This window comes from Streptomyces luomodiensis (assembly GCF_031679605.1).
GTDB lineage: Bacteria > Actinomycetota > Actinomycetes > Streptomycetales > Streptomycetaceae > Streptomyces > Streptomyces luomodiensis.
Genome location: NZ_CP117522.1, coordinates 847,725 through 867,157 on the forward strand (window position 1 = coordinate 847,725; position 19,433 = coordinate 867,157).

Below are 19,433 nucleotides of genomic sequence, written 5' to 3' on the forward strand. Positions count from 1 at the left end.
GGGAATCCGTCCAGATCCCCGGGAACACTAACGGCCGGCACCCCCGGTCGGCCCTGCTAACCCGTTGGCGTTAACTCGATAAGATGATCTGACGCCATGCGAGGTTTGCCCGGCTGTCGGGACCTGAACGGGCCTGGGCGCCCCACCCGTCACAATGGGGATCATGTCCCGACGCACCCGACGCCCGCGGCCGGCCCCCGCCACCCCGGCCTCCTGCCCCTGCGGGCTGCCCTCGGCCTATGCCGACTGCTGCGGCCGGCTGCACCGCGGCCAGGGCCGGGCGACCACCGCCGAACAGCTGATGCGCTCGCGCTACAGCGCCTTCGCCGTCGGGGACGAGGCATACCTGCTGCGCAGCTGGCACCCCACCACCCGGCCGCCCGGCATCGGCCTCGACCCCGGGCTGCGCTGGGTGCGCCTGGAGATCCTGGGGACCACCGAGGGCAGCGCGTTCCACACCACGGGCACCGTCGAGTTCCGCGCCCACTACACCCAGGGCGGCCAGGCCGGCTCGCTCCACGAGAACAGCCGCTTCGTACGCCATGAGGGCGCCTGGGTCTATCTCGACGCGGTGACCGAGGACTGATCCCGCACCACGGCGGCCGGCGCGACCACCGGCCGCGCCGGCTTGGCCATATGTTTCCCATGTCGTCGCCGTCACCTTCTGGTGCCCGGTCAACTCCGCGGCGATGCTGGGGCGCTGTGCGTGTGAACCACGCGAGTCCCATGGCCCCATGGAGTTGCCGTGCCTCCTGTCGCGTTCGCCAGACCCCTGGCGGCCCTGGCCGCGGTGTCCGCCCTTGTCCTGGGCGCCGCCGGCCAGGCCACCGCCGACCCCACCCCAGCCCCGGCTCCCGAGCCGCTGCCGCGGTCGTCCTCGGAGATGCTGCGGCCCATCGCACCACCGGCCGCCAGCGGTACGACGGGCACCCGCTCCGTGGCCGACGGCGACGGACTGCAGACCGCCCGCTCCTCCCGGCCGGTCGCCCCGGGAGTGCGGCTGACCTCCTACGACCGGCTGGAGTCCGACAAATGGCTGCGGGTGGACTCGCTGTCGGTGGACCTGGCCGGCGGCACCAAGGTCGACTATCTGCACCCCGGCCAGGTCGCGAAGCGCGAAACCGTCTCCCAACTGGCCGCCGAGCACGACCCCGGGCCCGGCCGCCGCACGGTCGCGGCGATCAACGGTGACTTCTTCGACATCAACCAGACCGGCGCCCCCGAGGGCAACGGCATCAGCGGCGGCCGCCTCGTCAACTCCGCCTCCGCGGCCGGACCCGGACGGGCCGTCGGCATCGGACCGGCCGACGCGGGCCGCGTCCTCCAGCTCTACTTCGACGGCACCCTGACCCTCCCCGACGGCCCCCATCCGCTCGCGGCGCTCAACGCGGCCAACGTCCCGGCCGCCGGAATCGGCGCCTACACCGCCCAGTGGGGCGGGGCGGACCGGGCGCAGACCGTGGACGGCGCACGGCGCACCGCCGAGGTCACGGTCGAGGACGGCAAGGTCACCCAGGCGGCCACCGCGCCCGGCGACGACCCGGTCCCGGCCGGTGCGACCGTGCTGGTCGGCCGGGACGCCGGCGCCGACGAGCTGTCCGAACTGGCCGTCGGCGACCCGGTGTCGATGGTGTACCGGCCGCGCACCGACAGCGGCGACCTGCCGGACACCGCCGTCAGCGGCCGGGAACCCCTCGTCGTCGACGGCAAGGCGGTCGACCACGAGGGCGAGGGCAACAACACCACGGCGCCGCGCACCGCCGTCGGCTTCTCCCGCGACGGCCGCACCATGCAGATCCTCACCGTGGACGGGCGGCAGGCCGACAGCGGCGGGGTCACCCTCACCGAACTGGGCCTGATGATGAAGGACGCGGGCTCCTACAGCGCGCTCAACCTCGACGGCGGCGGCTCCTCCACCCTGGTCGCCCGCGAGCCCGGAAGCGACACCCCCCGGGTGGAGAACAGCCCGTCCGACGGCAGCGAACGCCTCGTCCCCAACGGCCTCGCCCTCACCGCCCCCGACGGCAGTGGCCGGCTCAAGGGCTTCTGGGCGGACACCGCGATGGACCGCGCCTCCGCGCCCACCGTGGACCCGGTCCGGGGCGGCCACCCCGAGCGGGTCTTCCCCGGGCTCACCCGCCGCCTCACCGCCGCCGGTTACGACGAGACCTACGGCCCCGCCGAGGGCACCCCGCAGTGGCATACGGCCGACCCCCGGATCGGCCGGGTCGACGCCGACGGCACCTTCACCGCCCGCCACAGCGGCGACACCACCGTCACCGCCCGGCGCGGCGCCGCCCACGGCGACACCGGCCTCACGGTCCTGGACCGGCTGGACCGCATCCAGCCCACCACCCGGCTGGTCGGCCTGGCCGACGCCGAGGCCACCGGCCGGTTCGGCATCGTCGGCCTGGACGCGCACGGCACCAGCGCTCCCATCGAACCGTCCGATGTCCGACTTTCCTACGATCATGCCCTGTTCGACATCGCCCCGGACCCCGGAACGGGCACCTTCACCGTGACGGCACGCCGGGGCGAGGCCGCGGGGCAGGTCAAGGCCACCGTCGGCGGCGCCGAGACGGTGCTCGCCGTCACCGTCGGACTGACCGAGCGGCAGGAGGCGTCCTTCGACGACGCCGACCGCTGGGCCTTCAGCCAGGCCCGCGCCTCCGGTTCGGCCCAGGCCACATCCGACGGCCACACCGGCACCGGGCTGAAGCTGGACTACGACTTCACCCAGTCCACGGCCACCCGCGCCGCCTATGTCACCCCGCCCCAGCAGATCGCGGTGGACGGACAGCCGCAGTCCTTCGGCCTGTGGATCAAGGGCGATGGCAACGGGGCATGGCCCACCCTCCACCTGAAGGACGCGGCGGGCTCCGACCAGTTGCTCCGCGGCCCGTATGTGACCTGGACTGGATGGCGACATGTCGACTTCACCGTCCCGGCCGGGGTCGCGTATCCGCTGAAGGTCCACCGTTTCTACCTCGCCGAGACCTCCGCCACCCGCCAGTACACCGGCAGCGTGGTCATCGACGACCTGACGGCACGGGTGCCGCCCTCCGTCGACCTGCCGGCGGAGAGCGTGCGCCCGGACCCGCTGATCTCCACCGCCACCCGGACGCGGGGGCGCGACTGGCGGTTCGCGGTGATGTCCGACGCGCAGTTCGTGGCCCGCGACCCGGACAGCCCGATCGTCACCCAGGCCCGCCGCACCCTGCGGGAGATCAAGGCGGCCGAGCCCGACTTCCTGGTGATCAACGGGGACTTGGTGGACGAGGGTTCCCCCGCCGACCTGTCCTTCGCCCGCACCGTGCTGACGGAGGAGCTGGGCGATGAGCTGCCCTGGACCTACGTACCGGGCAACCATGAGGTGATGGGCGGCTCCATCGACAACTTCACCACCGCATTCGGGCCCGCGCACCGCACCTTCGACCACCGCGGCACCCGCTTCCTCACCCTGGACACCTCCCGTCTGGGACTGCGCGCCGGCGGCTACGACCAGATCAAGGAGTTGCGCGCCCAGCTGGACGCGGCCGCGAAGGACCCCGGCATCGGCTCGGTCATGGTGATCGAGCACGTGCCGCCGCGTGACCCCACCCCGCAGCAGGGCAGCCAACTGAGCGACCGCAAGGAGGCGGCCCTGCTGGAGGGCTGGCTGGCCGACTTCCGCCGCACGACGGGCAAGGGCGCGGGGTTCATCGGCAGCCATGTCGGCACCTTCCACGCCTCACGGGTGGACGGCGTCCCGTACCTGATCAACGGCAACTCCGGCAAGAACCCCGCCACCCCGCCCGGCCAGGGCGGCTTCACCGGCTGGTCGTTGGTCGGCGTGGACCAGGTCTCGGCACGGGAACAGGCGGCCGCGCGCCACGCACCGTGGCAGGGCGGCCCGGACTGGGTGTCGGTGCAGACCCGCGCCCATGTGGACGGGCTGACCGTCACCGCCCCGGCCGAACTGCGCACCGGGCAGGACGCCGACGTCACGGCGACCGTCCTCCAGGGCGACGGGGCCGATGCCCGCCGGGTGCCGGTCGGCTTCCCGCTGAGCGCGGACTGGACCGGCTCACCCCGTCTCCACATCGGCGATCCGGACGACGCCGGGCGCCGTGACGTGGCGGCGTACGACCCGGCGAGCGGCAGGCTGACCGCCCTGCGCCCGGGTACGGCCACCCTCACGGTGAGCGTGAACGGCGCGACCGCGCGGGCACGCTTCACCGTCACCGCGCAGGCGGCACGGGCCGCGGCCCCCGCGGCGTAGCCGGACCGGTGGGGGCGGGGCGCGCACCGGCCCGCCCCCACCGGGCTCAGGTGTCCCACACGCGGCGGACCTGTTCGAAGCGGGTGGGCAGCGGAGCGCGGCGGCCGGCGTACCGGGCGTTCGTACGGTGGACGAAGCGACGCCAGGAGAGCACCAGCCCCTGCCGGGTGATGGGCAGCCCGGCGGCCACCGTCACACCGTTGTCATGGGTGTGGTGCACCGTCAGCAGCAGCGCGTCCGGCACCGATCCCTCCAACTCGGCGCAGAGCTCCTGGCGCACCCGCAGCCAGCGGCGCAGCACCAGCACGGTGCCCCGGTCCAGGCCGTGCCGGCGCGGGACGCGGTGCTTGCCGTGCTCGAGGGTCACCCACCCGGAGTCCAGGTCCAGTGCCGACAGGGTGCAGCGCAGCAGACCGCCGTACCGGGCGCCGCTGGCCCGCGCCAGGCCCACCACCACGGCGAGCCGTACGGTCTCCGGTTTGGCGCCGTCCTCCATCGCCGCCACCGACAGCTGCCGCCAGATCCACTCCGCCTCCGCCGCCGACACCAACGGCCGCGGATAGCGGTCCCGCGCCGTCCCCTTCTCGGCCTGTGCGGGTGTCCGCGCTGCCATGTGCACCCCCTGGGAGTCCGCCCGACTGGGTCGCTTGGCACACTATTTATCTCGCCGATTCCCACGTCAAGGCCGTTGGGCCGGTACGGTCGGCGGTGTGCGCCTTCTGCTGATGTCCGACACCCATCTCCCCCGGCGCGCCAAGGCGCTGCCCGGGGAGCTGCTGGAGCGGCTGTCGCACGCCGATGTCGTGGTCCACGCGGGTGACTGGGTCGACCTCGCCACTCTCGATCTGCTCCAGGAGCGAGCACGCCGGCTGATCGGGGTGTACGGCAACAACGACGGGCCCGAGCTGCGGGCGCGGCTGCCGGAGGTGGCCCGCGCCGAGCTGGCGGGGGTGCGGCTGGGCGTGGTGCACGAGACCGGACCGGCGCGGGGGCGGGAGCGGCGCTGCGCCGAGCGGTTCCCCGAGCTGGATGTGCTGGTGTTCGGGCACAGCCATATCCCGTGGGACTCCACGGCCGAGGGGCGGCTGCGGCTGCTCAACCCGGGCTCCCCCACCGACCGGCGCCGGCAGCCGTACTGTACGTATCTGACGGCCGCGATCGAGGCCGGGCGGCTGACCGCCGTGGAGCTGCACCGGCTGCCGCCCCGCCGCTGACGATCGCCGTTCCCCGGGCGTGCCGGCCGCGCCCGTTTTCGTTCCGTTCCGTTCATTCGTCTCTCTTCAGCCCCGGTGTGCGTCATGCCTTTTTCGCGATGCCGAGGATTCGTGATGCCGAGGAGTGGGTGATGGTGGCGGGAAACGGTGGGTCCGCAGGGCGGTGGGCGCTGGCGGCGGTGTCCGCGACGGTGTTCTGCGTCCAGTTGGACGCCTTCGCGCTGAACCTGGCCCTGCCCGGGGTCGGGCGGGAGCTGGGGGCGGCGGGAGGCGGTCTCCCGTGGGTGGTGAGCGGGTATCTGCTCGCGGCCGGGGCGCTGATGGCGGGTGCCGGGCGGCTGGGCGATCTGTACGGCCGTCGTCGGTCGTTGACGGCGGGCCTGGCGGTGTTCGGCGGCGCGTCGCTGGTCTGCGCGCTCGCCCCGTCGCTTCCGGTGCTGGTGGGCGCGCGGGTGGTGCAGGGCGCGGGCGGGGCGCTGGCCATGCCGGCCGGTCTCGCCCTGCTGACGAACGCCTGTCCGCCCGGTGCGCGGGCGCGGATGACGGGCCGGGCGCTGGGCATCGGGGGCATGGCCACGGTGTGCGGGCCGTACGTGGGCGGGGCCCTCACCGAGGCCGTCTCCTGGCGGGCGGTGTTCTGGCTGAATGTGCCGATCGCACTGGTCGCCATGGTGTGCGCGGCACGGGCCGCGGAGTCGCGCGACACCACCGCGCCGGTGTCGCTGGACGCGGCGGGGCTGGTCACGGCCACCGGGGCGCTCGCCGCGCTCGCGGTCCTGGTCGACCGCGGACACCTGTGGGGCTGGGCCTCGGGCCGCTCGGTGACGGCCCTGGCGCTGGCCGCCGTGCTCGGGGTCGTCTTCGTACGGCATGAGCGGGCGGTGGCGCATCCGCTGCTGGACCTCGCCCTGTTCGGCAACCGGCCCTTCGTGGCCCTCACGGCGGCCGGGGCGGCGGCCAACGCCGCGACCGTGGTCGTCCTGTTCGTGGTGCCCCTGGCGCTCCAGGGGCCGTGGCGGCTGTCGGCGGCGGCCGCGGGGACGGCCTTCCTCGCCCCGGCGGCGGCGATGGCGCTGGCCGGGCCGGTGGCGGGGCGGATCCGTACCGCGGCCGCGGTGCGCGCGATGGCCGGGGCCCTGGGGCTGGGGGCGGCGGCGCTGGGCGCCGCCGCCGTGGCGACGTCCCTGCCGGTCTTCCTGCTCGCGGTCACGGGGTGCGGGGCCGCGCTCGGCCTCGCGGGCGCCCTGACGCTCATCGCCACCCAGGCGGTGGTGCGGCCCGAGCGCGCCGGGGAGGCGTCGGGGGTGACCAAGACGGTCATCACCACCGCGGCGGGGCTGGGGGTGGCCCTGTCCGGACCCGCCGCCGAGGCGCACGGCGGCCCTGCCCCGGCCCCGGCCGTCGACGCGGCCCTGGTGGCGGCCGCGGCCTGCTGTCTGGCCGGGGCCGCGCTGCTGGTGCTGACGCGGTCCGGATTGAACCCTGCCTCCCGGTGGAATAAAGAGTAATTAAGGTGCATATCGGATATCCGGTTCGGTGATCTCCGCCGAGCCCGACCAGACGAGGGCGCCATGACTTCTTCCCACCACGAGAACGCCTCCGCACCCGCCCCGGCCCCGGCCCCGACCAGGTCCGCGGCGCACGTCCTGCTCGCCCATGACGTCGGGCTGCTGGTCATCCGCCTCGGCGTCGGGCTGATCGTCGCCGCGCGCGGCGCACAGCATCTCTTCGGCTGGTGGGGCGGCCTGGGCATCGACAAGACGGCCGTGGCGTTCGCGCAGTTCGGCTACCCGGCCCCCAAGGCCATGGCCGTGATCGCGGGGATCATCGAAACCTTCGGCGGTCTCGCCCTCGCCGTGGGACTGCTCACCCCGCTCGCCGGAGCGGCCGTCGCGGGCACGATGGCCAACGCCGTCGCCACCGTCTGGCAGCTCGGGTATTTCGGCGGCTTCGAGTACCCGCTGCTCATCGGCGTCGGCGCCGCCGGGCTCGCGCTGTCCGGGGCCGGCCGGATCTCCCTCGACGCGCTCCTGCCCGGACTGCGGTCGCAGCGGCTGATCTACGGCGTCGCCGCACTGGTGCTGGCGGCGATCCTGGCGGTGGTGACGATCCTGCTCAGCAAGACCTGACCGGTGACCGGCCGCCGTCCGGCCGGCCGGACGGCGGCGGGACCACCCGGCCGACAGCGGGCCGGGGTGCACGGGCCGCCACCCGGCGGTGCGGGTGAACACGACGGGCCGGTGCTCCGTATGGCTCTGCGCGCGTCCTGCCCTCGGGGCGCGCGCCGCCCGCACAGGCCGCTACCGAAACCGGAGGCCCCCATCCATGAATGACCGGTTCACCCCTCCCATCCAGGCGTTGCCCGATGGCGACGCCGAAGTCCGCCTGGTGCTCCGGCTGCCCTGGGAGGTGGTCGCCGCCCTGGGCCAGGAAGCCGGCCGGCTGGCGGCCCGGTCGCAGCGGCCGGTGAGCCTGGACGAGGCGGTCGGCCATCGGCTGCGCCACGGGAGCCCCACCATCGGCGTCCACGCGGAACCCGAACGGGAGCGGAACCAGCCCGCGGCCACCACGCCGCACGCCCCGCCGCCACGCGCGGCCCACTCCCCCGGCGAGCAGGCCCGGCAGGCGATCGAGAAGATCAACGCTTCGGCGCATCCGCACCACGGCACCGCCGACGGCGGCTCCGCCGAGCCCACCGGCCCACAGCACACCAGCGGCGCGCCGGAGCGGCCCCCGGCCGACGCCCGGGGCATCCTGGAGCGCCCCACCAGGGCCGTCGGAACGGTGAACGGCGCATCGACGGAGATGCCGAGCTGACAGGCGGCGACCTCCCGCTTCATCGACGGTACGGGCCAGGAGCCAGACCCGCGGTTGCCTATCCACAGCTGGGTCAGGCTAGGTGTTGCGAGGCCATCCATACTCGAAGCCATGGATGGAAAAACGCAGCTCGGGAGCTTTCTGCGGGCGCGCCGCTCCCAGCTGCGCCCGGAGGATGTCGGGGTACCGACCTACGGGGAGCGCCGGCGTGTGCCGGGGCTTCGGCGCGAGGAGTTGGCGATGCTGGCGGGGGTGAGCGCCTCTTACTACACCCGGCTCGAGCAGGGGCAGTCACTGAGCGCATCGCCTGAGGTTCTGGATGCCATCGCCCGGGCTCTGCGGCTGGACGAGTCCGGGCGGCGACACCTGCACGACCTGGGCCGGGTGGACAGGCAACGCACCCGGGGCCGGCGGCCGGCGCCGGAACGAGTGACGGAGGCGATGCGCCAGTTGCTGGACGCGCTGGGCGACGTTCCCGCGATCGTACTCGGCCGGCGCAGCGACGCACTGGCGTGGAACCACCTGGGCCATGCGTTGTTCGCCGGGCATCTGGACCTTGGCGCCCCTGACCTGCCGGCACACCGCCCCAACATGGCCAGGCTGCTGTTCCTCGACTCCCATGTCCGTGACCTGTACGCGGACTGGCCGGCCAGGGCCAGGGCGGTGGTCGCGAATCTGCGCCTGGTGGCGGCCCAGCATCCGGAGGACGCGGCGCTGCACGCGCTCCTGGGCGAACTGTGCGCGAAGAGTGCGGAGTTCGCCTCGATGTGGGCCGAACACCGTGTCAAACCCTGCACCGTCGCCACCTATGAGATGCGCCATCCGCTGGTCGGGCCCCTGACCGTCATCCTGCAGACCTTGAGCAGCGTGCCGGGGCCCAACGTGGTGGTCGCCACCACAGAAGCGGGCTCGCCCTCGCGGGCCGCGCTTGCTCTGCTCGCCCAGGCCACCAGCGAGGCCACCACGCGCCCCGGCCTCTCCCCCGGCGCGGCACACAAACGGCCCCGCGCCGGCAAGGACTGACCCCCACGACGGCACCGGGTCTGCCGCCACACCTTGGCAGTCCAGGAAAACAGCGGGCGAATTGTCTCTCCCGCAGGGCGTCGCCCCGCGGGAAGAACCCACGCGTCCCACGTCATGCATCGGCACGTTCTGCCGCATGCCCGAAAACAGAGCAGAAGGAGGAATCATGGCCACCTACGTACTGGTCCACGGTGCTGGACATGGCGGCTGGTGCTATCAGAAGGTCGCTCGCCTACTGGAGGCTGAGGGTCACACCGTGTACTCCCCGACCCTGACAGGGTTGGGCGATCGGTCACACCTCGTGAGCCCCGATGTCGATCTGAACATGCACATCACCGAAGTGGCCAACCTCCTCTTCTACGAGGACCTGAGAGACGTGGTGCTCGTCGGTCACAGCTACGGCGGCACAGTGATCAAGGGAGCCGCTGATCGCGTCAGCGACCGGGTCGGAAAGCTCGTGTTTCTCGATGCCCCCGATGGCCGGTCGCAGATCGAGGCATTCCCGCTCCTCCTCGAGGAGAGGGAAAAGGGCCAGGTCATCGACGGTGTCGAGCTCGTGCTCCTGCCCAGCGAGGATCTGGTGAGGTTTTTTGGCGTTACGGACCCCGAGGACATCGCGTGGACGCTGCCACGCCTCACCCCGCACCCATGGAAAACTCTCGAGCAGCCACTCGTCCTGAACAACGAGCCAACACTGGAGGCGATACCGCAGTACCGGATTGTCTCCACCACAAGTCTGGGTCTTGGTATCCATGACCAGGACCTGATAGCCAAGGCGCGCGCTGAAGGCCGATTCTGGGAGATCGACAGTGGACACGATCTCATGATCAGCGAGCCTGAGGCTGTCGCCGGGCTGCTGGCAGAGATCGCGTCCGCAGCGGTCCGCACCACAGGCGGAGTGTAGGCATCGGTCGACGATGATGCGGCGGGAGGACTCACCGGGCCCGCTTCTCCCCGTCGGGGTGCCGTCCTTGGCTTTCTTCGGCGGGGCGGCGCGGACCTGACCAGGGGACTCGTGGGCCGGACCCTCGCCCTGCGCCGCCTGCCTGCCGCCGCAGCGATTGGTCAGCACAAGACCCGCCACCAACCGCCCAGTGACACACCCCGGCCGCTTGCCTCGGACCCTCATCCGCCGTCGCGCACATCGTGCAACTATGGCCGGGCGATATCCGGCTGATCGATGGGGAAGATCCTCGCTCCCTTCGGCGTTGCTGCCTCGCATAACCTTTCGATGCGCGTGACAGGAGTGGAACACCCTATGCCCAGCCCTTCCACCGCCCAGCCCACCGCCCAGATCGGCGTCACCGGGCTCGCCGTCATGGGCAGCAACCTCGCCCGTAACTTCGCCCGGCACGGGCACACCGTCGCTCTCCACAACCGCACGTTCGCCAAGACCAAGGCGCTGATGGAGGAGCACGGCCACGAGGGGAACTTCGTGCCGACCGAGAGCGCCGAGGAGTTCGTCGCCGCGCTGCAGCGGCCCCGGCGGCTGATCATCATGGTCAAGGCGGGTGCGCCCACCGACGCCGTCATCGAGGAATTCGCACCTCTCCTCGAAGAGGGTGACGTGATCATCGACGGGGGCAACGCCCACTTCGAGGACACCCGGCGCCGCGAGAAGTCCCTGCGCGAGCGCGGACTGCACTTCGTGGGCACCGGCATCTCCGGCGGCGAGGAGGGCGCGCTCAACGGGCCCAGCATCATGCCCGGCGGATCGGTGGAGTCCTACAAGTCGCTCGGCCCGCTGCTGGAGTCCATCTCCGCCAAGGTGGACGGCACCCCCTGCTGCACCCATATCGGCCCGGACGGCGCCGGCCACTTCGTGAAGATGGTGCACAACGGCATCGAGTACGCGGACATGCAGCTCATCGCGGAGTCCTACGATCTGCTGCGGCGGGCGCTGGGCATGGCACCGGGCGAGATCGCGGAGGTGTTCCGCACCTGGAACGGCGGCCGGCTGGAGTCGTATCTGATCGAGATCACCGCCGAGGTACTCGGGCACACCGACGCGGCCACCGGCAAGCCGTTCGTGGACGTCGTACTGGACCAGGCCGAGCAGAAGGGCACCGGCCGCTGGACCGTCCAGACTGCGCTGGACCTGGGCGTCCCGGTGAGCGGGATCGCCGAGGCGGTGTTCGCCCGCTCGCTGTCCGGCCACGCGGATCTGCGCGACGCCTCGCAGGGGCTGCCGGGGCCGTCCGGCAAGAGGCTCACGGGCGCGGCGGCGGAGCGGTTCGCCGACGATGTCGAGCAGGCGCTGTACGCGTCGAAGATCGTGGCGTACGCCCAGGGCATCCACCAGATCGAGGCGGGCAGCCGGGAGTACGGCTGGGACATCGACCCGGGGGCGGTGGCCCGGATCTGGCGCGGCGGCTGCATCATCCGGGCGCGGTTCCTGAACCGGATCACCGAGGCGTACGCCAAGGAGCGCAAGCCCGTCACGCTGCTGACCGACGAGCACTTCGCCGAGGCGCTCGGCGCGGCCCAGGACGCCTGGCGGCGGGTGGTGTCCACCTCGGTGGAGCTGGGTGTGCCGGCACCGGGCTTCTCGGCGGCGCTGGCGTACTACGACGCGCTGCGCTCGGAGCGGCTGCCGGCCGCGCTGGTCCAGGGGCAGCGGGACTTCTTCGGCGCGCACACCTACCGGCGGGTGGACCGCGAGGGTTCGTTCCACACGCTGTGGGGCGGCGACCGCGGCGAGCGCACCGTCTGAAGCCTCGACGGCCGTGTCCCCGCCCCGGGTTCCGGCGGGGACACGGCCGTCGTGCCGTGGTGCGCGGCGGCGTCGTCACAAGGCGTATGGCGTCGTCGTCACGGTGTGGGCGGCGGCGTCAGGGCGTGTGCGGCGACGTCACGGTTTCGGCGTCGTCACGGTGTCGGAGGCGGCGTCACGGCGTGTAGCGGCGGAAGGTGGGCACCGCGGCGGCCAGTGCGAGCGTGATGGCGGCCACCAGCAGCCCGCCCGCGGTGACCGCCGCGCGGGGCCCGAGGAGGGAGCCCGCGGTGCCGTGCAGCAGATCGGCGAGGCGCGGGCCGCCCGCCACCACCACGGTGAACACGCCCTGCATCCGGCCGCGCATGTCGTCCGTGGCGGCCGACTGGAGGATCGTCCCGCGGAAGACCATCGAGACCATGTCGGCGACGCCCGCGAGGGCGAGGAAGGCCGCCGCCCACCACAGGCTGGGGCTGAGGCCGAATCCGGTGATGGCCACGCCCCAGGCCACCACGGCGGCGATGACCATCAGACCGTGGCGGCGAGCGCGGGAGAAGGTGCCGGACAGCAGGCCGCCGGCCACCGCGCCGAGCGGGATCGCGGCGAAGAGCAGGCCGAGCGCGAATCCCTCGCCCCAGGGCGCGTAGGTGTCCGAGGCGAGCTGGGGGAAGAGCGCGCGGGGCATGCCGAAGACCATGGCGATGATGTCCGCGAGGAAGGACATCAGCAGGATGCGGTGGGCGGCGATGTAGCGGAAGCCGTCGGTCACATCGCGCCATCCGGCCCGCCGCCCGCCGCCCGTTCCGCTCTTGGCGAGGGGCGGCAGGGCGGGCAGCCGCCAGACGGCCCACAGGGTGACGCACAGCGCCACCGCGTCGAGCAGGTAGAGCGTGGGCAGGCCGAGGACGGGGATCAGGGCACCCGCGAGCAGCGGGCCGATGATCATGCCCGTCTGGGCGACGGTGGACTGGAGGGCGGCCGCGGCGGGCAGCTCGTCGGCGGGGACCAGACGGGCGACGGAGGCGTTGCGGGCCGGGGAGTTCATCCCGAAGAAGCCCTGCTGGGCGGCGAGCAGCACCATGAGCACCGCCACCGAGTCCAGACCGGCGAAGGACTGGGCCCAGAACAGCACCGAGGTGACGGCGATGCCCGCGTTGGTGATGAGCATCAGGGTGCGCCGGTCCATCCGGTCGGCGATCACCCCGCCCCACAGTGCGAAGACCACCAGCGGGAGGAGCCCCACGAAGCTGGCGTAGCCGACCCAGGCCGAGGAACCGGTGATGTCGTAGATCTGCTTGGGTACGGCGACGGCGGTCAGCTGACTGCCGATGGCGGTGACGGTGGTGGAGCTCCACAGCCGGCGGAAGGGGCGGTGGCGCAGCGGCCGGGTGTCCATCACCCAGCGGCGCCAGCCGGATCTCGGCGGCGGGGCGGGGGCGTCGTCCTCGCCGCCGGGGGCCGCGGGGGCGTCGTCCTGGGCGCCTGGGGCCGCGCCGCCGTCGCCGGCGGTGGGTTCTATCTCGTCGTCGCTGCTTCGAGCGGTCTCCACGGCTGGTTCGATTCCTCCTACACGCACTCGGGCCGGGAACCATTGTGACGATCTCCGGCCCGAGCCGTGGCCCCGTCTCAGCCTCCGGCCGCGTGCCGCATCGGCGGCCGGCGGTGGATGGTGCCGCTGGTCGAGGTCAGACGGGTGCCGCTGCCGCCCCAGCGGTCGGCGATGATCTCGGCCGCGATGCTGACGGCGGTCTCCTCCGGGGTACGGGCGCCGAGGTCCAGGCCGATCGGCGAGGCGAGCCGGGCCAGCGCCTCCTCGCCGAGGCCGGTGGCGCGCAGCCGGCGGAGCCGGTCGTCATGGGTGCGGCGGGAGCCCATGGCGCCGACGTAGGCCAGCGGCAGGCGCAGGGCCACCTCCAGCAGCGGCACATCGAATTGGGGTCGTGGGTGAGCACGCAGACCACCGTGCGCTCGTCGATCCGGCCCGCCTCCGCCTCGGTGCGCAGATAGCGGTGCGGCCAGTCGGTCACCACCTGGTGCGCCTCGGGGAAGCGGCGCGCGGTGGCGAAGACCGGCCGGGCGTCGCACACGGTGACGTGGTAGCCGAGGTACGCGCCGATCCGGGCCATGGCCGCCGCGAAGTCGACGGCGCCGAAGACCAGCATCCTCGGCGGGGTGGCGTGGACGGAGACGAACAGGGTGAGTTCCTCGTCCATGCGGGTGCCGTCGTAGCCGTAGCGCAGGGTCTCGGTACGCCCGCCGGCCAGCAGTCCGCGGGCGTCCTCGGCGACGGCCGCGTCCAGCCGCCCGGAGCCGAGGGAGCCGGAGGTGCCCTCGGGCCGTACGACGATGCGGCGGCCCAGCCGCCCCTGGGGGTCGGGTCCGTCGACCGCCACGCAGATCACCTCGGCCACCGGCTCCCCGGCGGCCACCGCCGTGGCCACCTCGCCCAGTTCGGGGAAGCCGGCCGGGTCGATCCGCTCCACATAGACATCGATGATTCCGCCGCAGGTCAGCCCGACCGCGAAGGCGTCGTCGTCGCTGACGCCGTAGCGCTCCAGCACAGGCGTGCCGCTGTCGGTCACCTCCTGGGCCAGTTCGTAGACGGCGCCTTCGACACAGCCGCCGGAGACGCTGCCGATCGCGGCGCCGTCCGGCCCGACCAGCATGCTCGTCCCGGGCGGCAGTGGCGAGGAATGCCAGGTCGCCACCACCGTGGCGCGGGCGAACGGCTCGCCCTCGCCCCACCATCGGTGCATCTGAGCTACGACGTCTCGCATGGAATCCTGCTTCCCCTCGCCAGCAATGTAAGAGGTTGATACATTCAATGTATGAGCCTCTCACATCACTCACCGAGTAGCGACATCACCTTGCGGATCAACGGCACGTCCCACTCCATGACCATCGACAACCGGGCGACGCTGCTGGATGTGCTGCGCGAGCGACTGGGGCTCACGGGCACCAAGAAGGGCTGTGACCACGGTCAGTGCGGGGCCTGCACCGTGCTGCTCGACGGTGAGCGGGTGAACAGCTGCCTGATGTTCGCGGTGGCCGCCGAGGGGCGCGAGATCGTCTCGATCGAGGGGGTGGCGGATCTGGCGGACGGCGCGGCGCTGCATCCGGTGCAGCGGGCGTTCCTCGACCACGACGGGCTTCAGTGCGGCTACTGCACCCCGGGCCAGATCTGTTCGGCCATCGGGGCGCTGGGCGAGGCCGCCCGCGGCTGGCCCAGCCATGTCACCGAGGACACCGCCGCCGGTATGGCCGCCGTCTCGGAGCTGGACGCGCGGGAGGTGCGCGAGCGCATGAGCGGCAACCTGTGCCGCTGCGGTGCGTACAACGGCATCGTGGACGCCGTCCTGGAGGCCGCGGGCGCCCAAGGCCCGCAGGACGCCGCCACCGCCGCCACGAGCGGTGCCGGAGGCGCCCGATGAAGGAGTTCGCCTACGCCCGCGCGGGCGACGCCGACGAGGCGGCCGCGCTGATCGCCGAGCGCCCCGACGCCGCCTACCTCGGCGGGGGCACCAATCTGGTGGACCTGATGAAGCTCGGTGTCACCGGCCCCGGGCTGCTCATCGACGTCTCCCGGCTGCCGTACGACACGATCGAGCACCGCGCCGACGGCTCGGTGCTCATCGGCGCCACCGTGCGCAATGGCGAGCTGGCGGGCGATCCGGGCATCCGCGACCGCTTCCCGCTGCTGTCGCAGGCGCTGCTGGCCGGGGCCTCCGGGCAGCTGCGCACGGTCGCCACGGTGGGCGGCAATCTGTTGCAGCGCACCCGTTGCGGCTACTTCCAGGACGTCACCAAGCCGTGCAACAAGCGCGCACCGGGCACGGGATGTCCGGCGATCCAGGGCGCGCACCGCGACCTGGCCGTGCTGGGCACCTCCGAGCACTGTGTGGCATCCCATCCGTCCGACATGGCGGTGGCGCTGGTGGCGCTCGACGCGGTGGCGCACGTGCGGTCGGTGGACGGCGGCTCGCGCACCGTTCCGGTGGCCGAGCTGTATCTGCTGCCCGGCGACACACCGCACCAGGAGACCGTCCTGGACCACGGCGACCTCATCACCGCCGTGGAGCTGCCCCCGCCGCCGCCAGACGCCCGGATGCGCTACCGCAAGGTGCGTGACCGCTGGTCGTACGCCTTCGCGCTGGTCAGCGTCGCCACCTCGGTGTCCATGGCCGAGGACGGCTCGCTGACGGACGTGCGGATCGCGCTCGGCGGGGTGGCGCCGCGCCCGTGGCGCGCCCGGATCGCCGAGGAGCGGCTGCGCGGCGGCCGGCCGGACGAGGAGACGCTGCGCGAGGCCGCGCGGGCCGAGCTGGCCGGGGCGCGCCCGCTGCCGGACAACGCCTTCAAGGTCGACCTGGCCGTTGATCTGATCGTCGCGGGCGTCCGCGACCTCGTCGCGAGGAAGGATCGCGCATGACCACCGTCGAACAGAGCATCGGCGCCCCGATGACCCGGGTCGACGGCCTGGCCAAGGTGACCGGCGCGGCGCGCTACGCCTATGAGTTCCCCACCCGGGACGTGAGCTACGTATGGCCGGTGCAGGCGACCATCGCCCGCGGCCGGGTGACGGAGGTGGACCCGGCCCCCGCCCTGGCCCTGCCCGGGGTGCTGGCGGTGCTCGACCACACCAACGCCCCGCGGTTGAACGCCGAGGCGCAGGCGAGCGCGGACCTGTTCGTGCTCCAGTCCCCTCAGGTGGCGTACCACGGCCAGATGGTGGCCGCCGTGGTGGCCACCTCGCTGGAGGCGGCGCGCGAGGGTGCGGCGGCGGTCCGGGTGAGCTACGAGCGGGAGCCGCACGATGTGGTGCTGCGCGCCGGCGACGAGCGGCTGGAGATCCCCGAGACGGTGACCGACGGCTCCCCGGGCCTGGTCGAGCGCGGCGACGCCGACGCGGCGTGGGCCGCCGCCCCGGTGCGGGTGGACCGCACGTACACCACCCCGGTCGAGCATGTGAGCCCGATGGAGCCGCATGCCACCATCGCGGTGTGGGACGAGGAACGGCTGACGCTGTTCAACTCCGACCAGGGTCCCTACATGAGCGCGCAGCTGATGTCCGCGCTGTTCGGGATCGAGCTGAGCGCGGTGGAGATCGTCGCCGAGTACATCGGCGGGGGCTTCGGCTCCAAGGGCATTCCGCGCTCGCCGACCGTCCTGGCGGCGCTGGCCGCGCGGGCCGTCGGACGGCCGGTGAAGATCGCCCTGACCCGGCAGCAGATGTTCCAGCTGATCCCCTACCGCTCCGCCACGATCCAGCGGGTGCGGCTGGGCGCCGGGCGCGACGGCCGGCTGACGGTGATCCAGCACGAGTCGGTGCAGCAGCGGTCGGCCCAGGTGCCGTTCGCCGACCAGACGGTGTCCTCGACGCGGATGATGTACGCGGCGCCCCACGCCCGTACCACGGTCAAGGTGGCGCCGCTGGATGTGCTGACGCCCGCCTGGTTCCGCGCCCCCGGTCACACCCCGGGCATGTTCGCGCTGGAGTCGGCCGTCGACGAGCTCGCCGAGGCGCTGGGCATGGACCCGATCGAGCTGCGGATCCGCAACGAGCCGGAGACCGATCCGGAGAGCGGTAAGCCGTTCAGCAGCCGCGGCCTGGTGGAGTGTCTGCGCACGGGCGCGGCCCGGTTCGGCTGGGAGCACCGCGATCCGGCTCCGGGGATCCGGCGCGAGGGGCGCTGGCTGATCGGCACCGGGGTGGCCGCCTCGCACCACCCGGACTACACCTACCCCTCCTCCGCGGTGGCGCGCGCCGAGCCCGACGGGACGTACCGGGTGCACATCGGCGCGGCCGACCTCGGCACGGGCGCGCGCACCGTCCTCACCCAGGTGGCGGCCGACGCGCTCGGCATTCCGCCGGCGCGGCTGCGGCTGGAGATCGGCCGGGCGTCGCTGGGCATGGCCCCGTTCGCGGGCGGTTCGCTCGGCACCGCCTCATGGGGCTGGGCGGTGGACAAGGCGTGCCGTGCGCTGCTCGAGGAGCTGGACACCTACGGGGGTGTGGTCCCGGACGGCGGTGTGGAGGTGCGGGCCGACACCACCGAGGACGTGGGGCGGCAGGCGGATCTGTCGCGGCACACCTTCGGGGCGCAGTTCGCCCAGGTGCGGGTGGACATCGACACCGGTGAGATCCGGGTGGACCGGATGCTGGGGGTGTTCGCGGCCGGGCGGATCGTCAATCCGCACACCGCGCGCTCGCAGTTCCTGGGGGCCATGACGATGGGTCTGTCGATGGCGCTGCTGGAGATCGGCGAGGTCGATCCGGTCTTCGGCGACTTCGCCAACCACGACTTCGCGGGCTATCACATCGCCGCCCACGCCGATGTCCCGAAGCTCGACGTGATGTGGCTGGAGGAGAGTGACGAGACCGCCAACCCGGTGGGCGCCAAGGGCATCGGCGAACTGGGCATCGTGGGCGCGGCGGCGGCCATCGCCAACGCCTTCCACCATGCGACGGGAGAGCGGGTACGGGATCTGCCGATCCGCCTGGAGCGTTCGCGGGAGGCCCTGCGGACGGCTCGCGCCGCCGAAAGGCACAGGCCAGGGGCCGGAGAGCCAAAGCCGCGGGTCGGGTAGGGTCAGCCGGATGGCACCCACCCAAAGGGGACGCGCCACCTACCACCACGGCGATCTGCCCGCCGCGCTGGTACAGGCGACCCTGGAGATCGTCGACGAGGTCGGGGTGCGTGGCTTCTCCGTGGCGGAGGCCGCGCGCCGCACCTGTGTGAGCCCCGGTGCGCCGTACCGTCATTTCGCCGACCGGGACGCGCTGCTCGCGGCCGCCGCGCTGGAGGTCTCGCGGCGGCTGCGGGCCATCTACGTGGAGACCGTGGCCGAGGTCGAGTCCGCTCAGGAGCGGCTGGCGACGGTGGCGGGCAGCTTCGTGCGCGCGGCCGCCCGCTACCGCGGCGGCCTGGACATCCTCTTCGCTCCGGGGCTGCGGGCCACCCATCGGGAGCTCCAGGACAGCAGCAGGGAGTTCGTCGGCCTGCTGCTGCCGAGCGCCTTCGAGGTGATCGCCCCGGACAAGGGCGCGGAGGCCGCCGTCGCACTGCTGGACGCCCTGCACGCGCTCGCCCGCGGCTATGTCGCCCAATTGCTGGAGGGCAAGTTCGGCGATCCGGACGAGGTCGTCGAGAACATCGCCGCCCGTGCGACCCAGGCCGCGCGGGCGCTGGTGGCGGGCTACGGCCTGCCGTCCGGGCCGGGTGGAGAGGAGGGCCCGGCCCGCTGACGAGCGGGCGGAATGCCCGGGGCGCTTCGCGTCCGCGCTCGCCGTACGCCGTCGGCGGGCTGCACCGCCGGGCGGACTTCCTCGTGCGGGGCGGAGGCGACTGGCCCGACGTTCAAGTCGCCGGCCACGGGGTGAGGCGGCCCCGGCTCCACGGGTGAG

General features: G+C 73.1%; 15 protein-coding genes and 1 pseudogene. 13 read left to right on the top strand and 3 right to left on the bottom strand.

The genetic code is table 11. The annotated features are described in order from the left end of the window. The first annotated feature begins 163 nt into the window (after window positions 1–163). Both PS467_RS03675 and PS467_RS03680 read left to right on the top strand, forming a co-directional pair. Window positions 164–586: a YchJ family protein gene (locus PS467_RS03675; protein WP_311033955.1), complete on the top strand. Its 423-nt coding sequence runs from the start codon at window positions 164–166 to the stop codon at window positions 584–586. Window positions 587–745: 159 nt separating this feature from the next. Further along, window positions 746–4,261 carry a phosphodiester glycosidase family protein gene (locus PS467_RS03680; RefSeq protein ID WP_311033956.1) on the top strand — a complete coding sequence of 1,172 codons (3,516 nt, stop codon included), beginning with the start codon at window positions 746–748 and terminating at the stop codon, window positions 4,259–4,261. Window positions 4,262–4,307: 46 nt separating this feature from the next. Here the strand turns inward: PS467_RS03680 and PS467_RS03685 are convergent, their stop codons facing one another. Continuing rightward, window positions 4,308–4,874 carry a tyrosine-type recombinase/integrase gene (locus PS467_RS03685; protein WP_311033957.1) on the bottom strand — a complete coding sequence of 189 codons (567 nt, stop codon included), beginning with the start codon at window positions 4,872–4,874 and terminating at the stop codon, window positions 4,308–4,310. Window positions 4,875–4,971: 97 nt separating this feature from the next. Between PS467_RS03685 and PS467_RS03690 the strand changes: the two genes are divergently transcribed. The 7 genes from PS467_RS03690 to gnd all read left to right on the top strand — a co-directional run bounded on the left by PS467_RS03690 (window position 4,972) and on the right by gnd (window position 12,028). Then, on the top strand, window positions 4,972–5,475 hold the full coding sequence (locus tag PS467_RS03690) for a metallophosphoesterase family protein (RefSeq protein ID WP_311033958.1): 504 nt from the start codon (window positions 4,972–4,974) through the stop codon (window positions 5,473–5,475). Window positions 5,476–5,573: 98 nt separating this feature from the next. Then, entirely contained in the window at window positions 5,574–6,983 is a 1,410-nt protein-coding gene (locus PS467_RS03695; protein WP_311033959.1) for an MFS transporter, read from the top strand. Between the two features lie 63 nt (window positions 6,984–7,046). Continuing rightward, window positions 7,047–7,604, top strand: a complete 558-nt coding sequence (locus PS467_RS03700; RefSeq protein WP_311033960.1) for a DoxX family protein — start codon at window positions 7,047–7,049, stop codon at window positions 7,602–7,604. Window positions 7,605–7,800: 196 nt separating this feature from the next. Beyond that, a complete protein-coding gene (locus PS467_RS03705) occupies window positions 7,801–8,292 on the top strand; it encodes a hypothetical protein (RefSeq protein ID WP_311033961.1) in 492 nt (163 codons plus the stop codon). Between the two features lie 111 nt (window positions 8,293–8,403). Beyond that, entirely contained in the window at window positions 8,404–9,315 is a 912-nt protein-coding gene (locus tag PS467_RS03710; RefSeq protein ID WP_311033962.1) for a helix-turn-helix domain-containing protein, read from the top strand. A gap of 166 nt (window positions 9,316–9,481) precedes the next feature. After that, window positions 9,482–10,219: an alpha/beta fold hydrolase gene (locus PS467_RS03715; RefSeq protein ID WP_311033963.1), complete on the top strand. Its 738-nt coding sequence runs from the start codon at window positions 9,482–9,484 to the stop codon at window positions 10,217–10,219. Window positions 10,220–10,573: 354 nt separating this feature from the next. Beyond that, window positions 10,574–12,028, top strand: coding sequence for an NADP-dependent phosphogluconate dehydrogenase (gnd, locus tag PS467_RS03720; RefSeq protein WP_311033964.1), 1,455 nt, complete (start codon window positions 10,574–10,576; stop codon window positions 12,026–12,028). Window positions 12,029–12,203: 175 nt separating this feature from the next. Here the strand turns inward: gnd and PS467_RS03725 are convergent, their stop codons facing one another. Together PS467_RS03725 and PS467_RS03730 are read right to left on the bottom strand one after the other, a co-directional pair. Then, complete coding sequence (locus tag PS467_RS03725; RefSeq protein WP_311033965.1) at window positions 12,204–13,577, bottom strand: MFS transporter; 1,374 nt, start codon at window positions 13,575–13,577, stop codon at window positions 12,204–12,206. A gap of 77 nt (window positions 13,578–13,654) precedes the next feature. Then, window positions 13,655–14,805 (bottom strand): annotated as a pseudogene (locus tag PS467_RS03730) (XdhC family protein). A gap of 51 nt (window positions 14,806–14,856) precedes the next feature. Here PS467_RS03730 and PS467_RS03735 point away from each other — a divergent pair. Genes PS467_RS03735 through PS467_RS03750 form a run of 4 tightly spaced genes read left to right on the top strand, consistent with a single transcriptional unit; the run spans window position 14,857 to window position 19,274 of the window. Further along, window positions 14,857–15,459, top strand: a complete 603-nt coding sequence (locus PS467_RS03735) for a (2Fe-2S)-binding protein (RefSeq protein ID WP_311033966.1) — start codon at window positions 14,857–14,859, stop codon at window positions 15,457–15,459. After that, window positions 15,456–16,457 carry an FAD binding domain-containing protein gene (locus PS467_RS03740; RefSeq protein WP_311033967.1) on the top strand — a complete coding sequence of 334 codons (1,002 nt, stop codon included), beginning with the start codon at window positions 15,456–15,458 and terminating at the stop codon, window positions 16,455–16,457. Before PS467_RS03735 ends, PS467_RS03740 begins: the two co-directional genes overlap by 4 nt. Next, window positions 16,454–18,616: a xanthine dehydrogenase family protein molybdopterin-binding subunit gene (locus PS467_RS03745; RefSeq protein ID WP_311033968.1), complete on the top strand. Its 2,163-nt coding sequence runs from the start codon at window positions 16,454–16,456 to the stop codon at window positions 18,614–18,616. Before PS467_RS03740 ends, PS467_RS03745 begins: the two co-directional genes overlap by 4 nt. Before the next feature lie 10 nt (window positions 18,617–18,626). After that, window positions 18,627–19,274 carry a TetR/AcrR family transcriptional regulator gene (locus PS467_RS03750; RefSeq protein ID WP_311033969.1) on the top strand — a complete coding sequence of 216 codons (648 nt, stop codon included), beginning with the start codon at window positions 18,627–18,629 and terminating at the stop codon, window positions 19,272–19,274. The last annotated feature ends 159 nt before the right edge of the window (window positions 19,275–19,433 follow it).

What these genes read in the sequence shown, in the direction of transcription:
- PS467_RS03675 (WP_311033955.1), top strand. Translation starts at nt 164, where the DNA reads ATGTCCCGACGCACCCGACGCCCGCGGCCGGCCCCCGCCACCCCGGCC.
- PS467_RS03685 (WP_311033957.1), bottom strand. Translation starts at nt 4,874, where the DNA reads ATGGCAGCGCGGACACCCGCACAGGCCGAGAAGGGGACGGCGCGGGAC.
- PS467_RS03695 (WP_311033959.1), top strand. Translation starts at nt 5,574, where the DNA reads ATGCCGAGGATTCGTGATGCCGAGGAGTGGGTGATGGTGGCGGGAAAC.
- PS467_RS03700 (WP_311033960.1), top strand. Translation starts at nt 7,047, where the DNA reads ATGACTTCTTCCCACCACGAGAACGCCTCCGCACCCGCCCCGGCCCCG.
- PS467_RS03705 (WP_311033961.1), top strand. Translation starts at nt 7,801, where the DNA reads ATGAATGACCGGTTCACCCCTCCCATCCAGGCGTTGCCCGATGGCGAC.
- PS467_RS03710 (WP_311033962.1), top strand. Translation starts at nt 8,404, where the DNA reads ATGGATGGAAAAACGCAGCTCGGGAGCTTTCTGCGGGCGCGCCGCTCC.
- PS467_RS03715 (WP_311033963.1), top strand. Translation starts at nt 9,482, where the DNA reads ATGGCCACCTACGTACTGGTCCACGGTGCTGGACATGGCGGCTGGTGC.
- gnd (WP_311033964.1), top strand. Translation starts at nt 10,574, where the DNA reads ATGCCCAGCCCTTCCACCGCCCAGCCCACCGCCCAGATCGGCGTCACC.
- PS467_RS03735 (WP_311033966.1), top strand. Translation starts at nt 14,857, where the DNA reads ATGAGCCTCTCACATCACTCACCGAGTAGCGACATCACCTTGCGGATC.
- PS467_RS03740 (WP_311033967.1), top strand. Translation starts at nt 15,456, where the DNA reads ATGAAGGAGTTCGCCTACGCCCGCGCGGGCGACGCCGACGAGGCGGCC.
- PS467_RS03745 (WP_311033968.1), top strand. Translation starts at nt 16,454, where the DNA reads ATGACCACCGTCGAACAGAGCATCGGCGCCCCGATGACCCGGGTCGAC.
- PS467_RS03750 (WP_311033969.1), top strand. Translation starts at nt 18,627, where the DNA reads ATGGCACCCACCCAAAGGGGACGCGCCACCTACCACCACGGCGATCTG.